22 protein-coding genes and 3 pseudogenes are annotated in these 20,855 nt (G+C 33.9%); 3 read left to right on the top strand and 22 right to left on the bottom strand.

Annotated features, from left to right (window positions below):
* Window positions 1–18 precede the first annotated feature (18 nt).
* From zwf to ACLBWW_RS17420, 13 genes and pseudogenes are all read right to left on the bottom strand, one after another.
* Window positions 19–1,503 (bottom strand): glucose-6-phosphate dehydrogenase, encoded by a 1,485-nt coding sequence (gene zwf / locus ACLBWW_RS17480; RefSeq protein WP_060487784.1) that lies wholly within the window; start codon window positions 1,501–1,503, stop codon window positions 19–21.
* A 389-nt stretch (window positions 1,504–1,892) separates the two neighbouring features.
* Window positions 1,893–2,402: a heme-degrading domain-containing protein gene (locus ACLBWW_RS17475; protein ID WP_170968437.1), complete on the bottom strand. Its 510-nt coding sequence runs from the start codon at window positions 2,400–2,402 to the stop codon at window positions 1,893–1,895.
* A gap of 218 nt (window positions 2,403–2,620) precedes the next feature.
* On the bottom strand, window positions 2,621–3,043 hold the full coding sequence (locus ACLBWW_RS17470; protein WP_088064486.1) for an STAS/SEC14 domain-containing protein: 423 nt from the start codon (window positions 3,041–3,043) through the stop codon (window positions 2,621–2,623).
* A gap of 107 nt (window positions 3,044–3,150) precedes the next feature.
* A complete protein-coding gene (locus ACLBWW_RS17465) occupies window positions 3,151–4,470 on the bottom strand; it encodes an aromatic amino acid transport family protein (RefSeq protein ID WP_046954708.1) in 1,320 nt (439 codons plus the stop codon).
* Between the two features lie 1,015 nt (window positions 4,471–5,485).
* Window positions 5,486–6,169 (bottom strand): DUF3888 domain-containing protein, encoded by a 684-nt coding sequence (locus tag ACLBWW_RS17460; RefSeq protein WP_048546542.1) that lies wholly within the window; start codon window positions 6,167–6,169, stop codon window positions 5,486–5,488.
* 94 nt (window positions 6,170–6,263) lie between these two features.
* Window positions 6,264–6,599, bottom strand: coding sequence for an IDEAL domain-containing protein (locus ACLBWW_RS17455; RefSeq protein WP_048546544.1), 336 nt, complete (start codon window positions 6,597–6,599; stop codon window positions 6,264–6,266).
* Between the two features lie 125 nt (window positions 6,600–6,724).
* The gene (gene saiR / locus ACLBWW_RS17450) at window positions 6,725–7,138 is read right to left on the bottom strand and encodes an Rrf2-family transcriptional regulator SaiR (protein ID WP_048546546.1); all 414 of its coding nucleotides are present in this window, start codon (window positions 7,136–7,138) and stop codon (window positions 6,725–6,727) included.
* 192 nt (window positions 7,139–7,330) lie between these two features.
* Window positions 7,331–7,465 carry a BA3454 family stress response protein gene (locus ACLBWW_RS17445; protein ID WP_048546548.1) on the bottom strand — a complete coding sequence of 45 codons (135 nt, stop codon included), beginning with the start codon at window positions 7,463–7,465 and terminating at the stop codon, window positions 7,331–7,333.
* A gap of 30 nt (window positions 7,466–7,495) precedes the next feature.
* Complete coding sequence (spxA, locus tag ACLBWW_RS17440; protein WP_048546550.1) at window positions 7,496–7,891, bottom strand: transcriptional regulator SpxA; 396 nt, start codon at window positions 7,889–7,891, stop codon at window positions 7,496–7,498.
* 535 nt (window positions 7,892–8,426) lie between these two features.
* Window positions 8,427–8,513, bottom strand: a pseudogene (locus ACLBWW_RS17435) (esterase); the annotation flags it as partial.
* A 56-nt stretch (window positions 8,514–8,569) separates the two neighbouring features.
* On the bottom strand, window positions 8,570–9,394 hold the full coding sequence (locus ACLBWW_RS17430; RefSeq protein ID WP_048546552.1) for a hypothetical protein: 825 nt from the start codon (window positions 9,392–9,394) through the stop codon (window positions 8,570–8,572).
* A 177-nt stretch (window positions 9,395–9,571) separates the two neighbouring features.
* Complete coding sequence (locus ACLBWW_RS17425) at window positions 9,572–10,129, bottom strand: DUF7010 family protein (protein ID WP_048546554.1); 558 nt, start codon at window positions 10,127–10,129, stop codon at window positions 9,572–9,574.
* Window positions 10,130–10,156: 27 nt separating this feature from the next.
* Entirely contained in the window at window positions 10,157–10,996 is an 840-nt protein-coding gene (locus ACLBWW_RS17420) for a phosphotransferase (protein WP_447614140.1), read from the bottom strand.
* 176 nt (window positions 10,997–11,172) lie between these two features.
* Here ACLBWW_RS17420 and ACLBWW_RS17415 point away from each other — a divergent pair, with 176 nt between their 5' ends.
* Window positions 11,173–11,382: a hypothetical protein gene (locus ACLBWW_RS17415; protein ID WP_044443258.1), complete on the top strand. Its 210-nt coding sequence runs from the start codon at window positions 11,173–11,175 to the stop codon at window positions 11,380–11,382.
* Between the two features lie 82 nt (window positions 11,383–11,464).
* Here ACLBWW_RS17415 and ACLBWW_RS17410 read toward each other — a convergent pair whose 3' ends face one another.
* The 5 genes and pseudogenes from ACLBWW_RS17410 to ACLBWW_RS17390 all read right to left on the bottom strand — a co-directional run bounded on the left by ACLBWW_RS17410 (window position 11,465) and on the right by ACLBWW_RS17390 (window position 16,136).
* The gene (locus tag ACLBWW_RS17410) at window positions 11,465–12,364 is read right to left on the bottom strand and encodes a PhzF family phenazine biosynthesis isomerase (RefSeq protein ID WP_098078119.1); all 900 of its coding nucleotides are present in this window, start codon (window positions 12,362–12,364) and stop codon (window positions 11,465–11,467) included.
* 112 nt (window positions 12,365–12,476) lie between these two features.
* Entirely contained in the window at window positions 12,477–13,181 is a 705-nt protein-coding gene (locus tag ACLBWW_RS17405) for an SDR family NAD(P)-dependent oxidoreductase (RefSeq protein WP_098078116.1), read from the bottom strand.
* A pseudogene (locus ACLBWW_RS17400) lies at window positions 13,178–13,824 on the bottom strand (GNAT family N-acetyltransferase). Before ACLBWW_RS17400 ends, ACLBWW_RS17405 begins: the two are co-directional and overlap by 4 nt.
* 145 nt (window positions 13,825–13,969) lie before the next feature.
* Window positions 13,970–15,469, bottom strand: a complete 1,500-nt coding sequence (locus ACLBWW_RS17395) for a class I adenylate-forming enzyme family protein (RefSeq protein WP_048546566.1) — start codon at window positions 15,467–15,469, stop codon at window positions 13,970–13,972.
* A 133-nt stretch (window positions 15,470–15,602) separates the two neighbouring features.
* Window positions 15,603–16,136, bottom strand: coding sequence for an NAD(P)H-dependent oxidoreductase (locus tag ACLBWW_RS17390; protein WP_098078114.1), 534 nt, complete (start codon window positions 16,134–16,136; stop codon window positions 15,603–15,605).
* Between the two features lie 124 nt (window positions 16,137–16,260).
* Between ACLBWW_RS17390 and ACLBWW_RS17385 the strand changes: the two genes are divergently transcribed.
* Window positions 16,261–16,584, top strand: a complete 324-nt coding sequence (locus ACLBWW_RS17385) for a winged helix-turn-helix transcriptional regulator (RefSeq protein WP_001072996.1) — start codon at window positions 16,261–16,263, stop codon at window positions 16,582–16,584.
* Window positions 16,585–16,831: 247 nt separating this feature from the next.
* Here ACLBWW_RS17385 and ACLBWW_RS17380 read toward each other — a convergent pair whose 3' ends face one another.
* The 3 genes from ACLBWW_RS17380 to sigI form a co-directional block, all read right to left on the bottom strand.
* On the bottom strand, window positions 16,832–17,095 hold the full coding sequence (locus ACLBWW_RS17380; RefSeq protein WP_048546570.1) for an ArsR/SmtB family transcription factor: 264 nt from the start codon (window positions 17,093–17,095) through the stop codon (window positions 16,832–16,834).
* Window positions 17,096–17,270: 175 nt separating this feature from the next.
* Window positions 17,271–18,620 (bottom strand): anti-sigma factor domain-containing protein, encoded by a 1,350-nt coding sequence (locus ACLBWW_RS17375; protein WP_447614139.1) that lies wholly within the window; start codon window positions 18,618–18,620, stop codon window positions 17,271–17,273.
* Window positions 18,613–19,335, bottom strand: coding sequence for an RNA polymerase sigma factor SigI (gene sigI / locus ACLBWW_RS17370; RefSeq protein ID WP_048543735.1), 723 nt, complete (start codon window positions 19,333–19,335; stop codon window positions 18,613–18,615). Before sigI ends, ACLBWW_RS17375 begins: the two co-directional genes overlap by 8 nt.
* A gap of 509 nt (window positions 19,336–19,844) precedes the next feature.
* On the opposite strand from sigI, the gene ACLBWW_RS17365 reads away from it, so the two are divergent.
* Complete coding sequence (locus ACLBWW_RS17365; protein WP_088110356.1) at window positions 19,845–20,051, top strand: hypothetical protein; 207 nt, start codon at window positions 19,845–19,847, stop codon at window positions 20,049–20,051.
* 68 nt (window positions 20,052–20,119) lie between these two features.
* On the opposite strand, the pseudogene ACLBWW_RS17360 reads toward ACLBWW_RS17365, so the two are convergent.
* A pseudogene (locus ACLBWW_RS17360) lies at window positions 20,120–20,484 on the bottom strand (hypothetical protein).
* Window positions 20,485–20,855 lie beyond the last annotated feature (371 nt).

Raw genomic sequence — 20,855 nt, 5'->3', positions numbered from 1 at the left:
CTTCATGTAAGAATGTACTTATTTTTTCAATTCCTCATCTAACCACCATTTAAACTCACTTTCTTGTAATAGAGCATTCGCAGCATCTGGACCATACGAACCCGACTTATATTCATGAAGTGGTAACAAGTTTTCTTCGAATGCTTCAAGTATTGGCTGCACCCATTCCCATGACAATTCAACTTCTCTCCAGTGTGCAAAGAATGTAGAATCTCCACATACAGCATCATAGATAAGCCTTTCGTAAGCTTCAGGTATTCCCACACCTGTTTGCTCACAAGTAAAATGAATACGGATCGGTTCAAGCTCTCCATTGTTCAATGGATTTTTACTATTTAATTGGAGTGAAACATTTTCATTTGGGCTAATTTCAATGATTAACAAATTAGGCGCTGCATTTGGATTACTATCTTGATACTGCTGTTTTAATGTATTTTTGAACTCAATTACAATACGAGTAGACTTTTCTTTCATTCTTTTTCCTGTTCGTATGTAAAAAGGAACATCAGTCCAAAATGGGTTATCAATCCATAAGCGAGCCGCAACAAATGTATCTGTTTGAGAAGAAGGATTTACTCCTGGCTCCTCTCTATACGCCACAACTTGTTGTCCTTTTATCTCCCCTGAAGCATATTGTCCGCGAATGATATGGTTCTGAACGTCTTCTTTTTTCACTTTACGAAGAGTCTCCATCACTTTTCGTTTTTCCTCACGAATTTCACATGCATTAATCTTTTCCGGCAGATTCATAGCAGTCATCATTAATATTTGCAGCATATGATTTTGAACCATATCGCGAATGGCTCCTGCATGATCATAATATGCTGCCCTTTCTTCTACCCCAACCGTTTCACTAGCTGTTATTTGTACATTCGCTATATGTTCTTTATTCCAAATCGATTGAAGAACAGGATTTGCAAATTCAAGTGCTTCAATATTTTGAACCATCGGTTTACCTAAATAATGATCAATACGGTATATTTCGTCTTCTTCAAACGTTCGACTAAGCTTATCATTCAGCTCTCGGGCAGATGTAAGATCATGACCAAACGGTTTCTCAATCATTAGACGCTTCCATCCATCTGTTTTATCAAGTCCACTTTCTTTAATATTTAAAGCAATGGTCTCAAAGAAGTCAGGAGTAACTGAAAGGTAGAACATTCTATTCCCTTGTATATTTTGTTCTTCTTCCCTTTCATGAACTACTTGTAATAACCTTTTATAATCTTCTGGCTTATTCACATCTAACGGACAATAACGAAAATACTCTAAAAAATCTTCTATTTTCGGAGTACCTTCTTCTCTGCGACGAGAAAAAGTTTCTATGGATTCTTTTACTCTTTTTTGAAAATCTAAATGAGATACTTCACGTCTTCCAAGCCCGATAACAGATATTGGCTTTGGAAGCTTTTGATCTCTATATAAGTTATATAGCGCGGGGTAAATTTTCCTTTTCGCTAAATCCCCTGTCGCTCCAAATAAAACAAAGGTCATCGATTCCAATTTCAGTCCTCCTCGTGATGTATAGTCATTGCCAATATAGTAAGAATGCATTGTACAGAAGCTACTATTATTGTTGATCCAATCTTACTTCTTAACTTCTAATTTTTTATATTTGTCGCTTTCTAATTGTCCCCAATATTAATAGTGGCAATTCAAAGCATTTTCCCCACATCCTACTTACTCAGTTATACTTACATAAAATAACTAGATTACAAAAAGTAATTAAGTTATTTTATGTCTATCATATTAACTACATAGATTATTATCGTCAAGGAAAGTGTCTTGAATTAAAGATTTTTCATTTCGTAACATCTTATTAAAAATATGTTCATGAACTGAATAATAAAAAGGAAAAACCGAACATATTCTTGTTCGGTTTTTCCTTTTTATTATTGCTTTAAATGATTTTTAACTGCCCTTATAACTAATTCATGATCTTCTTCTGGTGGTAACCCTGAAACTGTTATCATTCCAATAACTCCTACATCTTTTATTTGCACAGGAACGCAACCACCAAACGCAGCATAATCCGACCTATCTAAAAGATACTTTTCATTATATGGAACACCCGTTATTTCACTTTGTATTTGCATATAATACGAGCTATGATTGTGCAAAGAAACAACTCGTTTTTTACGCTCAATCCATTTCGTATTTTCCTCAGTTGTCCCCGTCATCTTGAAATGAAATAATTGCACACCATTTTTCGCTATATCAACAGCAATCAATTTCCCTTCCTTTTTCGCTGTTTCAACGATAAATAAACCTATCTGCAGTGCATCTTCATTTGTAAAAGAGGAAAATTGAAGTGTTTCCTCCTCTATTAAAATTTGTTTACTTATTTCATTCAAATTTGAAGTACTCATATGTTTATCCCCCTTACTCACTTTATGCCACATTGCTATTTTTAAAATTATGCGACCCTACCGTACGGACTTTCCATATAACTAATAACGTAAAGCGTATTCTTTTCTTCTTGTTGCTATTATGAATTATATTTAACGCACTAAAAATGTATGTCCTCTAGCGCTAAACATTTCGTATAGAAGTTTTCTTCCAGCTACTACTTACAAGCATAAAAAAACCAGTTGCTTAAGCAACTGGTTCACTAAAAGTTTTATCTAGGATATTCATTCAACCAAAGGAATGCTTGTTCATAATCATCGAAAAATTTTACAGATTTTTTTGTATTAGATTGTTGTAAATAATTCAGTATCTCTCCTTCTTCAAGAAGAAAAGCCATTGCCTTACTGTGTTTCAAAATCGTTTCATTGAAAAACTTCTCTTTCCATGCTTTTTGAACAGAAAAGTGATCTGGTATGTATCCTTTTCTATCGATCAACAATTTGTATTTCCGCCCTTCGGAAATGAATTGCTGACAAACTTGCTCGAAGCCATTAAACCATTCATAAACATCATCTGTTTTAATCTTGCCTATAAGACGAGTAACAATTATATCTCCGGAAACCGTTGTACTAATATTCAGTTTACTCAATCTGAAATCATCTCCCTTAGTTACAATTATGCGTGAATCCCTCATAAAATCAATAAGATCAAACTGTAACGCATTAAAAAGGGACAGACTCTCCAAACGGAGAAACCTGTCCCAAAATCGTTCTATTTTGCATTAGAACTAACAATCGTGAATTAGAATAATGATTTAATACTTGCTAAAACAGTAAGTACACCTACAATAATAACAAATACGTTACTCATTTTCCCTTTGTATTTAGCTAGTACTGGTACTTTTTGAATCGCATACATCGGTAATAGACATAAGATAGCAGCAACTAATGGACCGCTTAGAGAATCAATAAGTCCAAGAATACTTGGATTTGTATAAGCAACAAACCAGCATGATAATACAACAAAAGTAAGGACGATTGTTTTAATTGTTTTTTCTTCAATAACTTTTCCACGTGATTTACCGAACTTAATAATCATGTCACGCATTACTTCAAATGCTCCGATATAATGGCCAAGGAAAGATTTTGTAATAGCCACAAAAGCAATGATTGGAGCTGCAATCGTAATTACAGGTGAATTAAGCTCATTAGCAAGATATGAAAGGATTGATAAGTTTTGCTCTTTTGCCATTTTTAAATCCTCTGGAGTCAAGCTTAATGTACTACTCCAAACGAAGAACATAACTACAGCGAATGTCATGATATAACAAACTTTTTGTATTTGCGCACATTTAGCATCAGTAGCTTCTATTCCATACGTAGCTCTCTGTTTCACAACAAATGATGAAATCATAGGTGAATGGTTAAATGAGAATACGATGATTGGTAGAATCAACAGTATCGTTCCAAAATATCCTGTTCCTGTTGAAGCAGTAGAAACAGCTGAAAAGCTAAGCATTGACGTATTCCACTGTGGAATTAAAGATATTGCGATAAACAGTAGAGAAGCTATGAAAGGATACACTAGCATACTCATGATCTTTACAGTAATATCTTGACCAAAATTCAGTATAGCGATAAGACCAAGAACTAATACAAGTGATAAAATAGCCCTTGGAGGCTCTGGCATGTGCAATTGATGCACGATAAAACTACTTGCAGTATTTGTAAGCGCAACCGAATACATTAGCACGATTGTATAAATTGAACCGAAATATACGATGTTAAAAATGATACTTGCTTTATTTCCGAAATACTCTCTAATTGTACCTGTGATCCCCTCATCAGCAGAATTAGAAGCGTATATCATTTTAGCAAGTGCCCTATGTGAGTAATACATAACTGGATATGCAAGCAATGTAATTAGTAGTAATGATAATAAACCACCTGAACCTGCATTAATCGGTAAAAAGAGCACCCCTGCTCCAATTGCAGTTCCAAATAGGCTCAATGCCCATGTAGTATCCTGCTTATGCCACTTTTTCGGATCTGCATATTGCTCATTTTCTAGTGCGATATTTTCAGCTTGAACTTCTATTTTCTTTGCAGTATTCCCGTTCATATAATAACTCCCCCTTGTATCTATTCTTGCGTCTCTCTTTATAGCTAACAAATATTCCTTTTTTCGGAAAATGAATTCCTTACAAGTTGCCCCACATTGCAAGTCCTTCATCATAATGAATCCAAATTGAAACATTCGCTAGTTAGCGTCCTAACATAAATGTTAGCGTTCACAAAAAAGTTTACTCGTACTATCCGCTCTTTATATAAAGACCGCTTAAGAGAACAATATTGAATAGACTTCATAAATACGTTGCAACATTTCTAATAACAGTGTATTACTTTTATGGTTTCTCTAAATTACTTGTAACAGTAATTTCAGTTAAACCGGCCTCTCTTCATTTATGAGGCATTTCTTTCTCAATTCTATACATCACTTTAATAGCTTCGGCAGCATTTATGGTATTGATTACACAAGCCACTGAAGCACTTTACATACATTTCGCCTCTAACCACACACCTTTCTTACTAATAATCGCATTTTTTATATTTTCTCCAGAGATCATAAAATTTCTCTCGACGCACTCATTATAACGTGTATATTTATAAAATTAATATTTTTATATTTTCAGAAATATTTAATGGATATAATTTTACATGGATAATAATTTACAGTTAGCATGCAACCCTTGTTCCTATCGCTTAAAATGGAATTAATCAGCATAAAACACAGTAAAATATTGTTTATTTAAACTACTCATTTTAAATTTTTTTATATTTTTCTTTATCTAAAGATTTTATTTCAAACTAAAAAAGATATCCTAATAAATAATTAATGTGGTTAAAAAGAAATATTTCATTGAATATACAAACCAATTTTCAGGATATATATTACAGACATTGTATTCATATACATTTTTAGGAAAATACATATTTTAACTTGATGACAATAAGAGAACCGCTAACATTTCGCAAAAATCTTCGCTAAACGAAAGAATAAAATAAGCTGCCCATATATGGACAGCTTATTTACATCATTATCATTGTTAGGTGTAGGCAAACGAATCACTTCAATTTCATCTTAATTTTAGTTTTTTCAAATCTTCTTCAGGGATATTTCTATGTTTGTATTGAATGGGTTTTATTTCATTTCCTTTTATACGAAAAGTAATTGTGTCCTCTCCATAAGGTGGATTGTGTGCCCCTTCAAAAGTTTGAATTTGCACAGTTACATAGAAAATATAATTTGCTTCGTCTTTTGTTATTTCAACAATTTTTTCAGAACCTCGGAACCAAAGCTTCGGTTCCTTATAATATTTTTCAACTTCTTTACTTATTGGTTCTAATAAAAGATTAATTACTACTTCTTTTAAAAATTTCTTTGGTACAGGTATTCTGTTAATCCTTTTTCTATTTACATTTATAATTTTCCAAAAACCACTTTTCTGTTCAACGGTATAAAGAACATTCGTACCATCCTCTTTCCAAAGATGAAAATAGCCTTTAGTCCCCTTAATATATAATCTTGGTTCATCAATCCATTCACCTTCTGTTTGAACTATACCTAAAAACAGTTGAGTAAGCGGCGTTATCTTATAACCTATTTGATTAAAGTCACCAAATGAATAAAGTTCATAACCAGTTAAATCTATGTCAAAATATTCGTTGATTTCATTTTCACTTTTTCCAATTGCTTGAGCAGAAATACAAGGTAATAAAAAACTCAGAAGATATATGATGCTAATTATTTTTATTTTCATACCATCAATCACCTCTTTTATTAAAATGCAACAAAAGAGATGATATTATTGATTATTACACCATTAAACCTATTAAATACGAATAATGTAATCTTTAAAACCCCTCATTAACTAACTCTTTTATCAAGTTTAATTTTGCAGAGAGCTCAATAAACCATTCTTCATCCCCTGTTAATAATGCAAGGTCTATAAGATAAAGGATTTGCTCCTTATTTATTACCTTTGATTCAGGGAGTTTGTTAACGTGTTTACTAAAGAGTAAAATCGCTTCGTTCATTGTGTACTTGTCGTCACGTTTCACAATGCTAACTGTAACTACATCTTCCACTTCATCAAGTGATACAATGTAACCAACTATGAATTCACCCTCATTTGATATTCCACGAACCCAATCTCCCTCTTTTAAAACATGATTATTATTTGACATCATACTTTTTCACCTTCTTATAAATATTTTTTGTACCGATAAAAAATATATAAAAAACAGCTTAAACTGTATTATTTTTAATTACAGTTTTTTTTTAAGAACTCACGGCTACATAATAATTAAGCCGCTTAACGTTCTTGATTAATAAGGTCAACAACTTCTTTCATTGTATAATTCTTTAAATATTCACCTAGATGTTCTTCCACACCTAAGAAAATAGCAAAAAGAACTTTCCGCATATTCGAACCTACAATACACTGATCATTTGATTCTGGACACTTCGGCTGCAATGTACCTTCAGAGGTTATTTGATAAATATTCCAAAGATTAATTTCACTTAAATCTCGGGCAAAAATAAAACCTCCACCAGTTCCCTCCTTTGATTGTATAAACTTATGTTTTTTTAACAAACTTAGCACTTTTCGAATGCGTACGGGATGAACACCTGCACTTTCTGAAATAGCATTACTTGTTGACATCCGATCTGGCTGTAAAGCTAAATAAGTTAAACTGTGAATGGCCAAGGTAAAGTCGCTGTTCATTGTTGTCCTCCTACGATAAAAAATATGATTTCTCGCTTAGTAACATACTGTAGCCATAAATATTACAGATAGGTTAGTCAAACGTAAAAATATAAGAAGCATGCTTAGCATGAAAAAATAAATCTCTTTATATTCTATCAGAACTCCCCTATATCTCCTAACTTCAATTAACTTTTTAAGTTACAAATCAATTTAAACAGTCCACTGTTTCTTAACTTGTTCTTCTGCCAATTGTTTAATTTGTGTCCAAATCGTATCTTTACTCACAATAACATTTGTATGATAATTTCTATCTTTATAATTAACTGTAACACGTACTTCAATCACTTCTGTTTCCTCCTTTCAAAATATTACTTATTAATTAGCCATTTTTTGCAATTCAATATTCAAAAATGTTCGAACGCTACGCGGTAAAAATTTGCGGATTTCTTCCTCGTTAAAACCAACCTGTAATCTTTTTTCATCCAGCATAATTGGACGACGTAACATTTGAGGATACTCAATTATTAATTTATAAAACTCATTAAGCGAAAGCGCCTCAATATTTATATTTAATTCCTGAAAAGTTTTAGATCTAGTTGAAATAATTTCATTAGCACCCTCTTCAGTTAAACGGAGAATGGATTTAAGCTCATCGACTGTAAGAGAATTTGATACGATATTTTTTTCGGTATAATCAATTTGATGTTCTTCAAGCCATGCTTTTGCTTTTCGGCATGAACTACAGCTTGCTGTCGTATATAAAATCACCATATTTTACACACACTCCTTTACTTTTTAAATTATTATATAGATTATTGAAATGTATTAAAAAAAATTACAGTTTAGAATGAAATACACGTTATATTATTTATTCGAGAATATTTAATTTATCTGTTTTTTACAAACAATAGCAACTCACTTCTAAAAACTATACTGTAATTTTAAACTTTACAGTTCTATTAATCAACTGTTAAGTCTTGGATGCATTCCATTAGCCGAACAAATCATTTTCTTCTGTACGAATGTCCTATAGTGTTACGGCTAACCACTTCTTTAAAGTAAATTTTATCCCGCTATTTGAGTGCACCGCCTCAAAATTTGGCAAGAGCAACAAAGTTAGGTCGAAGTCAGGCTCCCCTTAATAACCCGATTGGTAAGGTCTAATTATATTTCACTTTATTCATTTCTTTCCTACATGTACTACTATGAAATATATTTAGCATAATAAAAGCAACTGCATTGAACACAGCAGCATTGTAGGAAGAAATACGCGGACAAAAAAAGCAAAGCGCGCGCACTTTGCTTCTTACAAAATCCCTTTTAACTTTTTACCAATTAACTCCGCTACATATTCATAACCTTGTCGGCCAAAATGTAAACCGTCTTTTTCATCAGCTGTAATACTATCACCAAAGCATACTAACGTATTCATAAAAACTAAATCTCCTTTTACGTATGAAATAACTTTCCTTCTACCGCCTTAATATATCTTTCAGCAGAACGTTCCACTGCCTCATTGGCATTCTCTTTCACTACTCGGTGAAAAGCATTATATAAACGATTAAACTGTAATGGCTTCACTCGATTCGCCATTTCCTCCACTTTTCTCGCTGGTAATGGAATTAAGTTCGGATAGCTGTACATGAAACTCACCCATTGCTGATCCGCTACAACTTGAATAATATCACCTGTTAATAAAATACCTTTCCCATCATTTCCTTCTTCCCAATGTAATACAGAACCGCCGCTAAAATGTCCTCCGAGACGATGAATAGTAATTCCGTCCGCTAATTGTAAAGACTCGCCAGACCAATAAATAATACGGCTACTCGGGCGTACTACCCACTCTTTATCGTCTTCATGTATATAAATTGGTACATTAAACGTTTCTGCCCATTCTACTTGCGTTGAATAATAATGAGGATGAGATAGTGCTATCGCATCTAACCCGCCCCACTCCTTTATTTTCTCAATTGTCGTTTCATCTAAATAAGTAATACAATCCCATAGTAAACGATACGCTTCCGTTTTTACTACATATCCCGTTTGACCAATCGCAAATTCCGGTTTTGTCGTAATACTATAAAGCCCATTTTCTTCTTCTATCATTTCATTTTTATATGTACCACTCGATTGCAAGTTTTCTAAAGTCGTCCAAGACTGTCCTTTCGGATTCACATATTGTCTCTCCTCATCACAAATAACACAACTTACCGGTTCTTCCACACTCGCTGCATACTGTACGCCGCACGTTGTACAAACGAAATTTTTCATAATATTTCCCCCTACCCCTATATTTTTATCCCGCATTAATGGGCAGTAAGATCTTCACCTCAAAATTCAGCGAAAGCAAAGAAGTTAGGTGGGGAATCAACTGCCCATAAAAGCCCGATTGGTTCAACTAATAATCAGTGGGGGATGAAGCCCCCCACTGATTAAAGTTTCACTTTATTAAGCTGATTTTTGTTGATAATGATCTACTTTTTTATTTTCAATTAATAAACCGATTAGAGTCAGTAAGTAGACAACTGTAACTGCCAATGGAATGACAGTAAATCCATTGTCTGCAAAAAGAATCCCGCAAACTGACGTTACGAGTACAGTCCCTACTGACAATACACCATAACTTTTACTTTCATAAATCCATACGTACGGTATAAAATGAACCCCTATTAACATCGCTACTACAAAAGGTAGCCACTCTGGAAATTGAAAATAGGCAAGTAATACAAACGGAATATTTAATACATTTATCCCGCCAATTAATCCAGCTAAAGTCCCTAGCGGATTTCCTTTCGCAAACATGTCAATTTTCAATATAGCAGCTATCATTAAGCCAAAAGGAAATACACAACCCATACCAATTAAATACACCCACACAACTTGTTTTTCTGAAAGAAGAATACCCGTTACACTTGCTACAATCCAAAATAAAATACCAGCTATTATAACTGGAAATCCTCTTTTCGTTCTTTGTGCTAAATCTCTTTTTGCTTCTAGAATGTTCATTTCACTATCTCCCCCAAACTATTTGTACTATAAAGCCGGCTCAATTTCGTCCATCCAATAACGCCAAGCTACTAAGTAATCTTCTAAATCTTTCGGGTGGTGTCTCAAACATGTATCTATACGCAAATATAATCCTATGACTATTTCTTCGTATAAATCTCGTTCTTTTTTATGAAATACACATTGTTTCATCGCAAAATCAATTGCTTCTTTCGTAACATCTTCAGGAGTTGAACAGAACGCATAAATTAAATCATATAAAGGATCTCCAAGGACTGGTAACGGATCAATTACTCCATGTAACTTATTCTGCCGGAATATAAAATTATGAAATCCGAAATTACCATGTAATAAAAAGGGTTGATTTACTCCGGCTTCCCTATTTGCTAGTTTAAGAACCGTTCTATATTCTTCTTCACTTATGTAACATCTTACATTTTCATAAGCTTCCATCACATTTGCAGTTAAAAATTCATTCCAAGATTGAACCGGACTTTCTTTCCACCCCCAGCCTTCTGCCTCTGGAACCATTTTATACTTATTGATAACTTCTTTTACAAGTGTACGAAGCGTACTTCGTTTATATCCTTGTTTACACGAAGTATTACCTTCCAGGAAAGAATACACGAAATATGTATGTAAAGGTTCCTTATACAAAAGCTTTGAAAATAAAGTATTCCCCTCATAAAAAGAAAGAAAATTAGCTTCTTCACGTATTACTTCCGCTTCATTCAGCTTTACTACATATTTTTCGTCCAACAAATATACAGTACTTGTCGTTCCTCCGTTCAACGCTTTTACGCTATTTGGAGCATGTGAAATAACTTTCTCCTTAACTAGTTGTGCAGCAATTATTGAAATGTCCATTCTCTCACCCTTTAATTTCGAAGATCCCCTCAATTCAAAAGACAACTTTACTATTATTTGACAAACGAATAGGAAACCCCTTCCAAAATCTTAATATAACAAAAATTCATTTACTTTTATATTTCAAAAATAAGGAAATACTAACAACAACGTTACATACATATTAGGAGGACAATATGAAACCTGAATTTTTAAAAGCAGTACATGATGCCATTGGAAGTGTCGAACACATTCATATAGAAGAAAGCGGTGCTGACAGCTTACTTATCCATCATGATGATGCACAGCAATTACAACAAGTCGCTAAAACGTTAGAAAACAACAATTTCCGCTCTGCTTTAAGAACAACTGGAGATGCTTCGTATATTGAAGTGTTGAACAGATAATGAAAGTCTGGATGTATTCCGGGCTTTCTTTTTTTATCCCACATTAACGGGCAGTAAGACCCCCACTGATTAAAGTTTCACTTTATATTGAAACTTTAAACTCTTTCACATACACCGCTGTTCCAGCAATATCTATTTGTAATTTCTCATTTTCTACATCTTTCGTTACATATACCGTTACACGGCCATCTTTATTCATTTCCTGTCCTTGTTCAACGATTAATTCCATTTTATGGTCAAAACCTTTCTCCAAATACATCGCATAGTACGCTCCCATTACACCTGAAGCTGTTCCTGTCACTGGATCTTCAATCGTTCCAGCATAAGCCGATGAGAAATGACGCCCATGCATTTGTGCCTGTTCATCATAAGTTTCTAAGCAAACTGGATGAATAGAAGCGTTAGGTATTTCTTTTAATACCGATGGAAACATCTCATTGTTAGGCTTCATTCTCTCACATACATCTAGATTTTTAACCGGTACAATTACAGTCCAGTTTCCTGTACTTCCATATACAATCGGTAAACTTACATCTAAATCATTTACGTCCAAACCAATGCTATGAGCTAATTCTTCTTTTGAACCTGCAAATTCTTTAAACTGAGGTGTAGCCTGCCTCATTTTAATAAAGGTTTCTCCCTTTTCATTTACATCTGTTTGTATTGCTAAAACCCCTGCCTTCGTTTCAATCGTAAAACTTGTTTTCTCTTCTAATAAACCTCTTTCACACAAGGCAAATATTGTTCCAACTGTCCCATGACCACATAAATCTATTTCAAAACGAGGGGTAAAATAGCGAACCTTTAAATCTGCTACTTTTGAAGAAAGAACGAAAGACGTTTCGTTAAATCCAACTTTTTCAGCAATACGCTGCATTTCCCCTGCTGTTAATCCATCCGCCTCTAATACAACACCTGCTGGATTCCCCATATTTGGTTTATTCGTAAATGCATCGTAATGAAATACCTTTATAGTCTTCATTTTCTTTTCTCCTAATCTCCTTCTAATTTTCCAATTGTAATTATGTGTAGCAAACCATTTCATATTCTCCATGAAAACCCAAATAGTCATTCAATACTTATAAAATCGTACTTCACCACTTCAATTCCCCCACACCTGGCTCAATAAACTTCCCTGAAACATCCTCATTTGAATCAATTACCCAATCATATATATTTTGTGCTCCTTCAGCCGGAGTCATATTCGCATCAAAGGCACCGATATCAGTCTTTAATTTTCCTGGGTGAATTGCCGTTACACGAATTCCTTTATTCTCAAACTCTTGTTGTAAACAAAGTGTTAACATATTTTGTGCAGCTTTAGCAATTCGATAGGAATATGAGAACTGTCCTTGCGGAAACTCTTTGTTCGCCATTTTATGTAGTGATCCTAACCGAGAGGACACATTTATTATTCTCGGCTGATCCGATTTAGCTAAAGCCACATATGTACCTTTTACAGCTCGAATTACGCCTAAGCAGTGAATATTAAATAAGTCCGTTAACTCTTCTGAATTTGTATGTAAAATCTCAGTCTCCTTTCCAGTAATTCCAGCGTTATTTATAACTAGATCCATATACTCTGTATATCCCTCGAGCTGGTTCTTAATCTGCTTCGTACTCTCATCAAGTGATAAGTCTGCCAATATAGGAAAACATCTACAACTAAACATTTGCTTCAATTGCGTTACCGTAACCTCAGTTCTAACTAACGGATAAACGATATGCCCATTTTCATGAAATACTTTTACCAACTGTAACCCTAACCCGCGATTTCCCCCTGTAATTAGAACTCTCATATATCCATCTCCTTATTTTTAAAATAAATAAGAAAGTCCATCCATTTACCATTCTCTAAAGAAAACGCCTCTCTCTTGCATTCAAGTGAAAAACCTGTTCTTTCCGCAAGACGAACGGATGGCTCATTATCAACATGTATATGTAATTCAATTCTATGGAAATGAAGACTATTAAAAAATAACGATAACGCAGCTTTTACACTTTCAATACCATATCCATTTTTCCAGTATTGATTATGTATGGAATACCCCATCATCGCCCATTGATAGTCCATACGTAAAATTTTTATAAGCTCTAGCTTCCCAATATTAGCCCCATCTTCTTTACGAAAAATACCTAATACATACATCTCATCTCGATGTGCTGCTTCATCAAAACCTCTTATCCATTCCGTGAACCATTCTTTTGTTGATGATGCCATAACTTGGTGGCCATCGTCATATTTATACTGCGATGGTAGCCTCTTATCCATTCCGTGAACCATTCTTTTGTTGATGATGCCATAACTTGGTGGCCATCGTCATATTTATACTGCGATGGTAGCCTCTTATGAAATCCATCTAACCAACTTTCATAATCATCATTTTGGAACGGACGGATTATGAGCCTCCCTGTCTCTACTTGTAATAACGGTAGATTCATTTATATCTCTTCCTTTTTATTAATGATTGAATATTCTTTATTATCTTACACAAAATACAAAATCTAGTAAATTATTATGTTCTTTACAAACAAAAATCCAGTTATGCTTTGTACATAACTGGATTCCTCATCATCTAATCGCTTTTTATTTTACAAGTACAACTTCTCTTAATTCCCTCTTCAACACTTTCCCTAAAGCATTTTTCGGTAATTCTTTCATAAATACAACTTCTGGTATTTTATAACTTGCTAGTTTCTCTTTACAATGCCGTATAATTTCTTCTTCCGTTAAAGACGTTTGCATATCTTTTACAATATACGCTGTCGGAATCTCTCCCCAAAAGTCATCTGGAACTCCAACTACTGCAACTTCTAAAACACCATGTATTTCATGAATAACATCTTCTACTTGATCTGGATATACGTTGTCACCACCGCGTATAATAACGTCTTTATATCTTCCCATAATATGCAGGAATCCGTCATCATCTATCATGCCCGCATCGCCCATGTTAAACCAATTATCTTTTACTACCTTTTTTGTCGCCTTTTCATTATTCCAATACCCTTTAAACATGTATGGACTTCTTACATGAATCTCACCAACTTCATTTGTTGTTAGTTCATCACCTGTTTCTGGATGAACAATTTTTAACTCTACATGTTTCAAAGTTTTCCCTACAGAAGACATCTTTTCTTTTCCCATCATTGGATGCCATGAAGTTACAACCCAACCTTCTGTACTCCCATATCCTTGCACCATATATATTCCTTTTTCCATATATTTTTGAATAAGTGTTTCTGGCACTTTTGTACCACCACTTTGTGCTACTTTAAAAGTTGAAATGTTACGTTCTTTTTTATTTAGCTCCTCAAGCATGTAGCTATAAACAGCTGGGAACGCAAGCATCGTAGTAATTTTCTCTTCTTCAATCTTATCCCAAATAAGAGCAGGATTCGAATCAGCTAAAAAGATCATCGTAACACCATGATAAATACAATTTAAAATAGAAAGCACTCCACTCATATGAAATAATGGATGCACGGATAAAAAGCGTTCACCTGGTGGAAATTCTCTTTGGCCCGCAATCTCAGAAAAATAATGATGTAAGTTTTTATGTCCAATTACACATGCTTTTGCCTGTCCAGTCGTTCCTGAAGTAAATAAGTAAATCGCATCATCATCTTCATGAACTTCTACGTTCGGTTCTGTAATTGGCTGTTCTTGTAATGTTAATTCAAATGAACCAAATCCTTCTTCAGTCGTTTTAATTACATAAGGAATTTCTTTAACAGCATCAATTTTTAAAGCTTCATGGAACTCTTCATCAATAACTAACACTTTTAATTTTGCTTCTTTTACAATCGTTTCTAACTCATAAGCAGTAAGCTGATGATTTAACGGAATACATACAGCTCCAATTTTTAAACTTGCCATCATAACGCTTGGAAACGGATGATTATTTTTGCATAGTATTCCAATACGATCTCCTCTTTGTACACCGTTATGTAGCAAATAGTGTGCAAGCTGATTTACTCGTTCATTATACTGCTGAAACGAATACCTTTTCTCTCCCCCTACAAGCGCTTCCAAATTTGGTGATTGCATTGCTCTTTTTTGTAATAATTTTTGCATCGTTCTCAAGTAAAACTCCCCTTTATATATATTAGGTTTTTTATTTTACCAGATTAACTATTAATTTACTAAAGATTACACTTAGTGAATGTAAATCCACTAAAAATAGCCATCTACTTAGCAAGTAAATGGCTATTTCCTCTTATATATTAGAATACTCCTTATTCATCACATAGCGCACATACTCCGGTGCACTTTTATCAATCTCTTCATCACTTAATTTATATTCGGCACCATATAAATAAAATGGAGGTATAAATTTCATATCTGTATATAAGCAAGTAGCTTGAAATGGTTTTGTTAACTCATCCATTGTAATTCCGCTATTTTCATAGTCTTTTTCTAATCCACCTATAGAAATAGCTAGACCAAATTCTTTCCCTTTCACTTTGTCTCCTTTTGATCCGTACGCAAATCCATATGTTAATACATCGTCAAACCATTTTTTTAATAATGGTGGTGAACTGTACCAATAAAGCGGAAATTGAAATATATATCTGTCATGTTCTACTAATAGCTTTTGCTCTTCTTCAATATTAAACTCCCAATTCGGTGCCGCTTTATATAATTCATGCACCGTAATTTCATCTGAATATTTCTCAAGTTCTTCAATCCATCTTTTATTGATTTTTGATTTTTCAATATCAGGATGTGCTACAATTACAAGTGTTTTCATCCGTTTCCATCCCCTTTATAAATTAATCAATCCTTTACGTATTAGTATGAATGAGTCACATATAATTGAAAAGTACGTACTTTAAAGTGCTATAGGAACCTTAAAGTACCTGTGGAGGTGTTAAATGAATCAAAATGAAGACTGCCCAATTGCAACGACACTCGATGTAATCGGCGGAAAATGGAAAGTTCATATTTTATGTGTTTTGATGGATGGAAAAATGCGAACAAATGAAATCCGACGAGAAATCCCAAACATTACGCAAAAAGTTCTTACACAACAACTTCGGCAACTTGAAGCTGATGGAATTATCCATCGTACTGTATATCAAGAAGTACCACCAAAGGTTGAGTACACAATAAGCGAATACGGGAAATCTTTAATGCAAATTATGGATGAACTATGCGAATGGGGAAAAGATCATCAAATCAAAAGATTACATGACTAAAAAAATCACCAAATTCTTTACATACTAGTGGGAACGGCACATCACTATCAAGCTAACAAAGAGACCCTAATAAGAAAACTTTCAATTTTATAGTCTCTTTAAAATTTAGCTTGATAGTGATACGGCAAGACCCAAATAAAGAAGTCTATGAAGCAAATTAAAAACAACAACAGATACAACTAATGTTAATAAGAAAATTATAGTCTCTGAATGGCTTACTTCATTTTGAAATCTAAACAGTCACCCTTTAAGCCAAGCTTAATAATATCGCTTTTGTACGATTATCCGTTACTTCATAATAAATTTCTAACCCTTTCCGAGTACCTGTAACAACCTTTGTAGCTTTTAGTTTAGATAAATGTTGACTAATTGTACTTTGAGGCATTTGTAATGTTTCATACATTGTCGTTACGTTAATAGGACCTTTTGCAAGCATTATTTTTACTAATGATAAACGGACAGGATGTGCTAATACCTTTAATACTTCAGTGATTTCTTCATACATTTTCATATTTTTTCTCTCCTTTTATATAACTATTAATGATATCCATATATATAATTCGAAAGGATATATGATTTTATGTCCGTCATTTTAAAAAAATATTAAAAAATCTCTTCAGATAGAGGGAATCCTCCCAATTCTATAGATTTCTCTTTCACTCTATATTATTTGATAGAAGCTTTCCTTACTGAGACCCTCTACCGTTGTTCTCTTGCTGGTGCCCATTATTCCCTTGCGATCCTCTTCCGTTGTTTCCTTGCTGATTTCCATTATTCCCTTGCGATCCTCTTCCGTTGTTCTCTTGCTGATTCCCGTTATTCCCTTGCGATCCTCTTCCATTGTTCCCTTGCCCATTTCCATTATTCCCTTGCGATTCTCTTCCGTTGTTTCCTTGCTGATTTCCATTATTCCCTTGAGACCCTCTGCCGTTGTTCTCTTGCTGGTGCCCATTATTCCCTTGCGATTCTCTTCCGTTGTTTTCTTGCTGGTGCCCATTATTCCCTTGAGACCCTCTAACCTTGTTCTCTTGCTGGTGCCCATTATTCCCTTGTGATCCTCTTCCGTTGTTTCCTTGCTGATTTCCATTATTTCTTTGCGATTCTCTTCCGTTATTCTCTTGTTGGTTCCCATTATTCCCTTGCGATTCTCTTCCGTTGTTTCCTTGCTGATTTCCATTAATCCCTTGAGACCCTCTGCCGTTGTTCTCCTGCTGATTCCTATTATTTTCCTTTATTTGCTTCGGTTGTTGTTCCTTAGATTGCTCTTGTTCTATATACTCTTTCTTCTCGTTGCTTTCTTCTTTTACAGGAGGTGTGTCCGATGATGCATCAGAAGATAACTTTTGTTGTTCTTGATTAGATGACGGTGCAGGTGGAGCAAGCGATTTTTTCTTCTCATTCTCTTGTTTTATATAAACGCCCGTTCCAACTCCTGCTTTCTCAGCATCTTCCCGCATTTGCATCGTACTGCTTTGATATTCGACTGTAACATGTTTTATCTCATATTCTTTCTTTAATTCCTGCATAGCCTTTTCCAACTGTGGTTCTAGCGACTTGTCCTTTGCAATAGCCGTTAGCATAACTTGCTTATCATTGGTTAAGTACTTATCCTCTTGACTCTGCTTTATAATAATACGTATCACGTCTTGCAGATGTTTATTTTCCCACCTGTTCATTTCTTGTAAAATACGCCTTCCATCATCATTACAAGCCCGCAAATCTATAACACGAAGATCCTCCGTTACGCTCGCCTCTATACTTGGATTTATATCAACTGAGACATAAGCAAATACTTTTTCTTCTGGTTGATTGTAAAAAAACAGCAATACGCATAGAAAACCAGCAACAATTACTGTTGTAGGCTTTAAGAAAGGTAGTATGGAAAAACGCGACGCTCTTTGTTCTTGTTTGTTAAACGAGATTTCCTCTCCTATCATGTATGGGTGCGCTTTTCTTTTAAATGTAATAAACTCTCCATTTGGAGTCAAAACAACTACGTTATGCTTTTTTATATCCATCACAATTCCTTTATTCATCATGCTTTTCCCCTCTTATATAATCAAGAATGTATGTATAGTTATTTGCAAAAATAATACTCATCGCAATAATGTATTTTCTATGTCGTTCCAACGTTTTACGACTTACCCTAACAAGTGGTTCAATATGTTTTAGGGGTAATCTTTTCTTACGGAACAGCTCTTCCATCATTTCCTCTTCTTTTATAATAATCTTCACAATTTCTATTAGGTGCTCACGCGTATCACGATGCTTAGGAGATTCTTTAGCAAGCTCTGAAAATGTAATTTTAAACTCAGCTAACACACTTTGAAAATGAAGAATTTCCTCCTTACGGTTACTATTTTCGATTTCTTTCATATACTCCGTAAGCGATACTTGCATTTCTAACATTTCCTCTTGCTCATCTTCTTTTAAAAAGACAAAGTTATGCTTAGACTCCTTGCGTATATAGTCAATTACATCTCTTTTTATAAGAAGATCAGCAAACGCTAGAAAAGATTTCCCTCTTTTATATGAATACTGTTCAATTGCTTCGTTAAACGCAAACAGTCCAATACTATATTCATCATCCTGTTCTGTAATATATCGACGACAGACAGACGATATGGATTTTCTAATAAAAGGCTGATACTGTACGATAAATGCTTCCTTATCTCCTCCGTTGTTTTGTATGTTATATACGATATCTTCTATTTTCGGTTTTCTTAGGATCTTCATTACTAAACTCAACACTAGTAATCTTCCAGCCTCCTTCTGCTTCAAATAGCAAAATGATCACTAAACAAGTGACCATTTAACCACATTTTCTTAGTACTTTTCTTTGGGCTTGTCTACTTGCTATTACTCATATTTTTCGAGGCCGATTTTTTATATGACTATTTTTTCCACTTGTACTAAAGTGAAGTCCGTATTTTGTACTGCTTTCTTGTTTTCTTTTACAATACCACTTGCTCTTTTCTATTTTAGCCGCAATCTTTGAATAACTCTTCGCTATATTTTTGGTAATTTTAGCTTTTTCTTTCATTTATTTTCTTCTACTTTACATATATTCGAAGGAACAAATAATTTTATGGGGGTCAAAAATTTTTTTTTTATAAAATAGTTATTTTTTCAAAAATAAAAACCATCAATTGGAAGAAAATCGTTATAACTCCTCCTTATGGTAATTCCTTTGTAAACCTTTTTATTTAAATGTATAATTGTATTAAAAGCCTAAAATTACAGAATTGTATGACGGTGTCATGAAAAGTTTTGGTACGTTAGTAATCTCTACCGTCATTTCAGCAGGCTTAGTGTATTATAATATCGATTCCTTTTATAATAAATTTACATCCGGGAATACATATTACTGGGTAAACGGTATCCTAGCTGCTGAATTCCTTATATCCTTAATTATCAACATAAAAGATATCATCAAGAAAAACTACACAACTTCTGAATCAAATTAAGGAGCCTATTATGGTTCCTTTTTCTATGCAAAATAAAAAAGCAGCTGTTAAGCTACTTTGAATTCTTCTTATCCCCAAATGAAATGATATATATTCTCCCGTTACACGTTCATTAATTCCAGCGACCCTAGCGAATCTCATTAAGTCCGCCCCTAGAAGAAAATACACCGAGATCGTAACTGGTACTTGTGACCACATGAATTGATAAAGCTCATTCATTCTCTGATTCGTCGAAACGATTAAATCATTTACAGGTCCATGATTCCATGCAGAGGTTTGAAGTGAACGGAAGGTCTTTCTCATTAATCACTATTCTTACCACACTTTGAGTTATGTCCATAACAATCCCATCCACCATTACAGAATTTAGACCTGTTTCTATACTCATATTCTTGATTAATAATAAATGTTTAAGGCAAACCCCTATTTTCATTTCTACTCAAAAATAATTTAAATGATTCTTCTTTATTTCTCAATATAAGGAGCCTTGGATTTTCATTAAAACTCCTGTAGTATATGAACAAAGAGTAAGGTAAGAGTTACTCTTTGCCATTTTAGGAAAGGTTCTGTTGGAAACAACAGGACCTTTTTTCGTAAAGAGATGGTTTTGTTTAATTTCTCACCACTAACCATAAAAATATCTTATAATCGTTATATAATAAATTAAAATAATAGATTAGGAGTAGATCAAATGCCAGTTACACTAGAACTTATTCTTTTCATTCTTCTAGCAATTAGCGCTATTGGCTATTTAGTAAAAGAATTTCAAAAAACTAGGAAAAGAACACTTGGAATTTCACTAGA

This window comes from Bacillus sp. M5A3_1b (genome assembly GCF_053345335.1).
The sequence above is the reverse complement of the archived record's forward strand: the minus strand, read 5'-3'. Positions and strand labels throughout refer to the sequence as shown.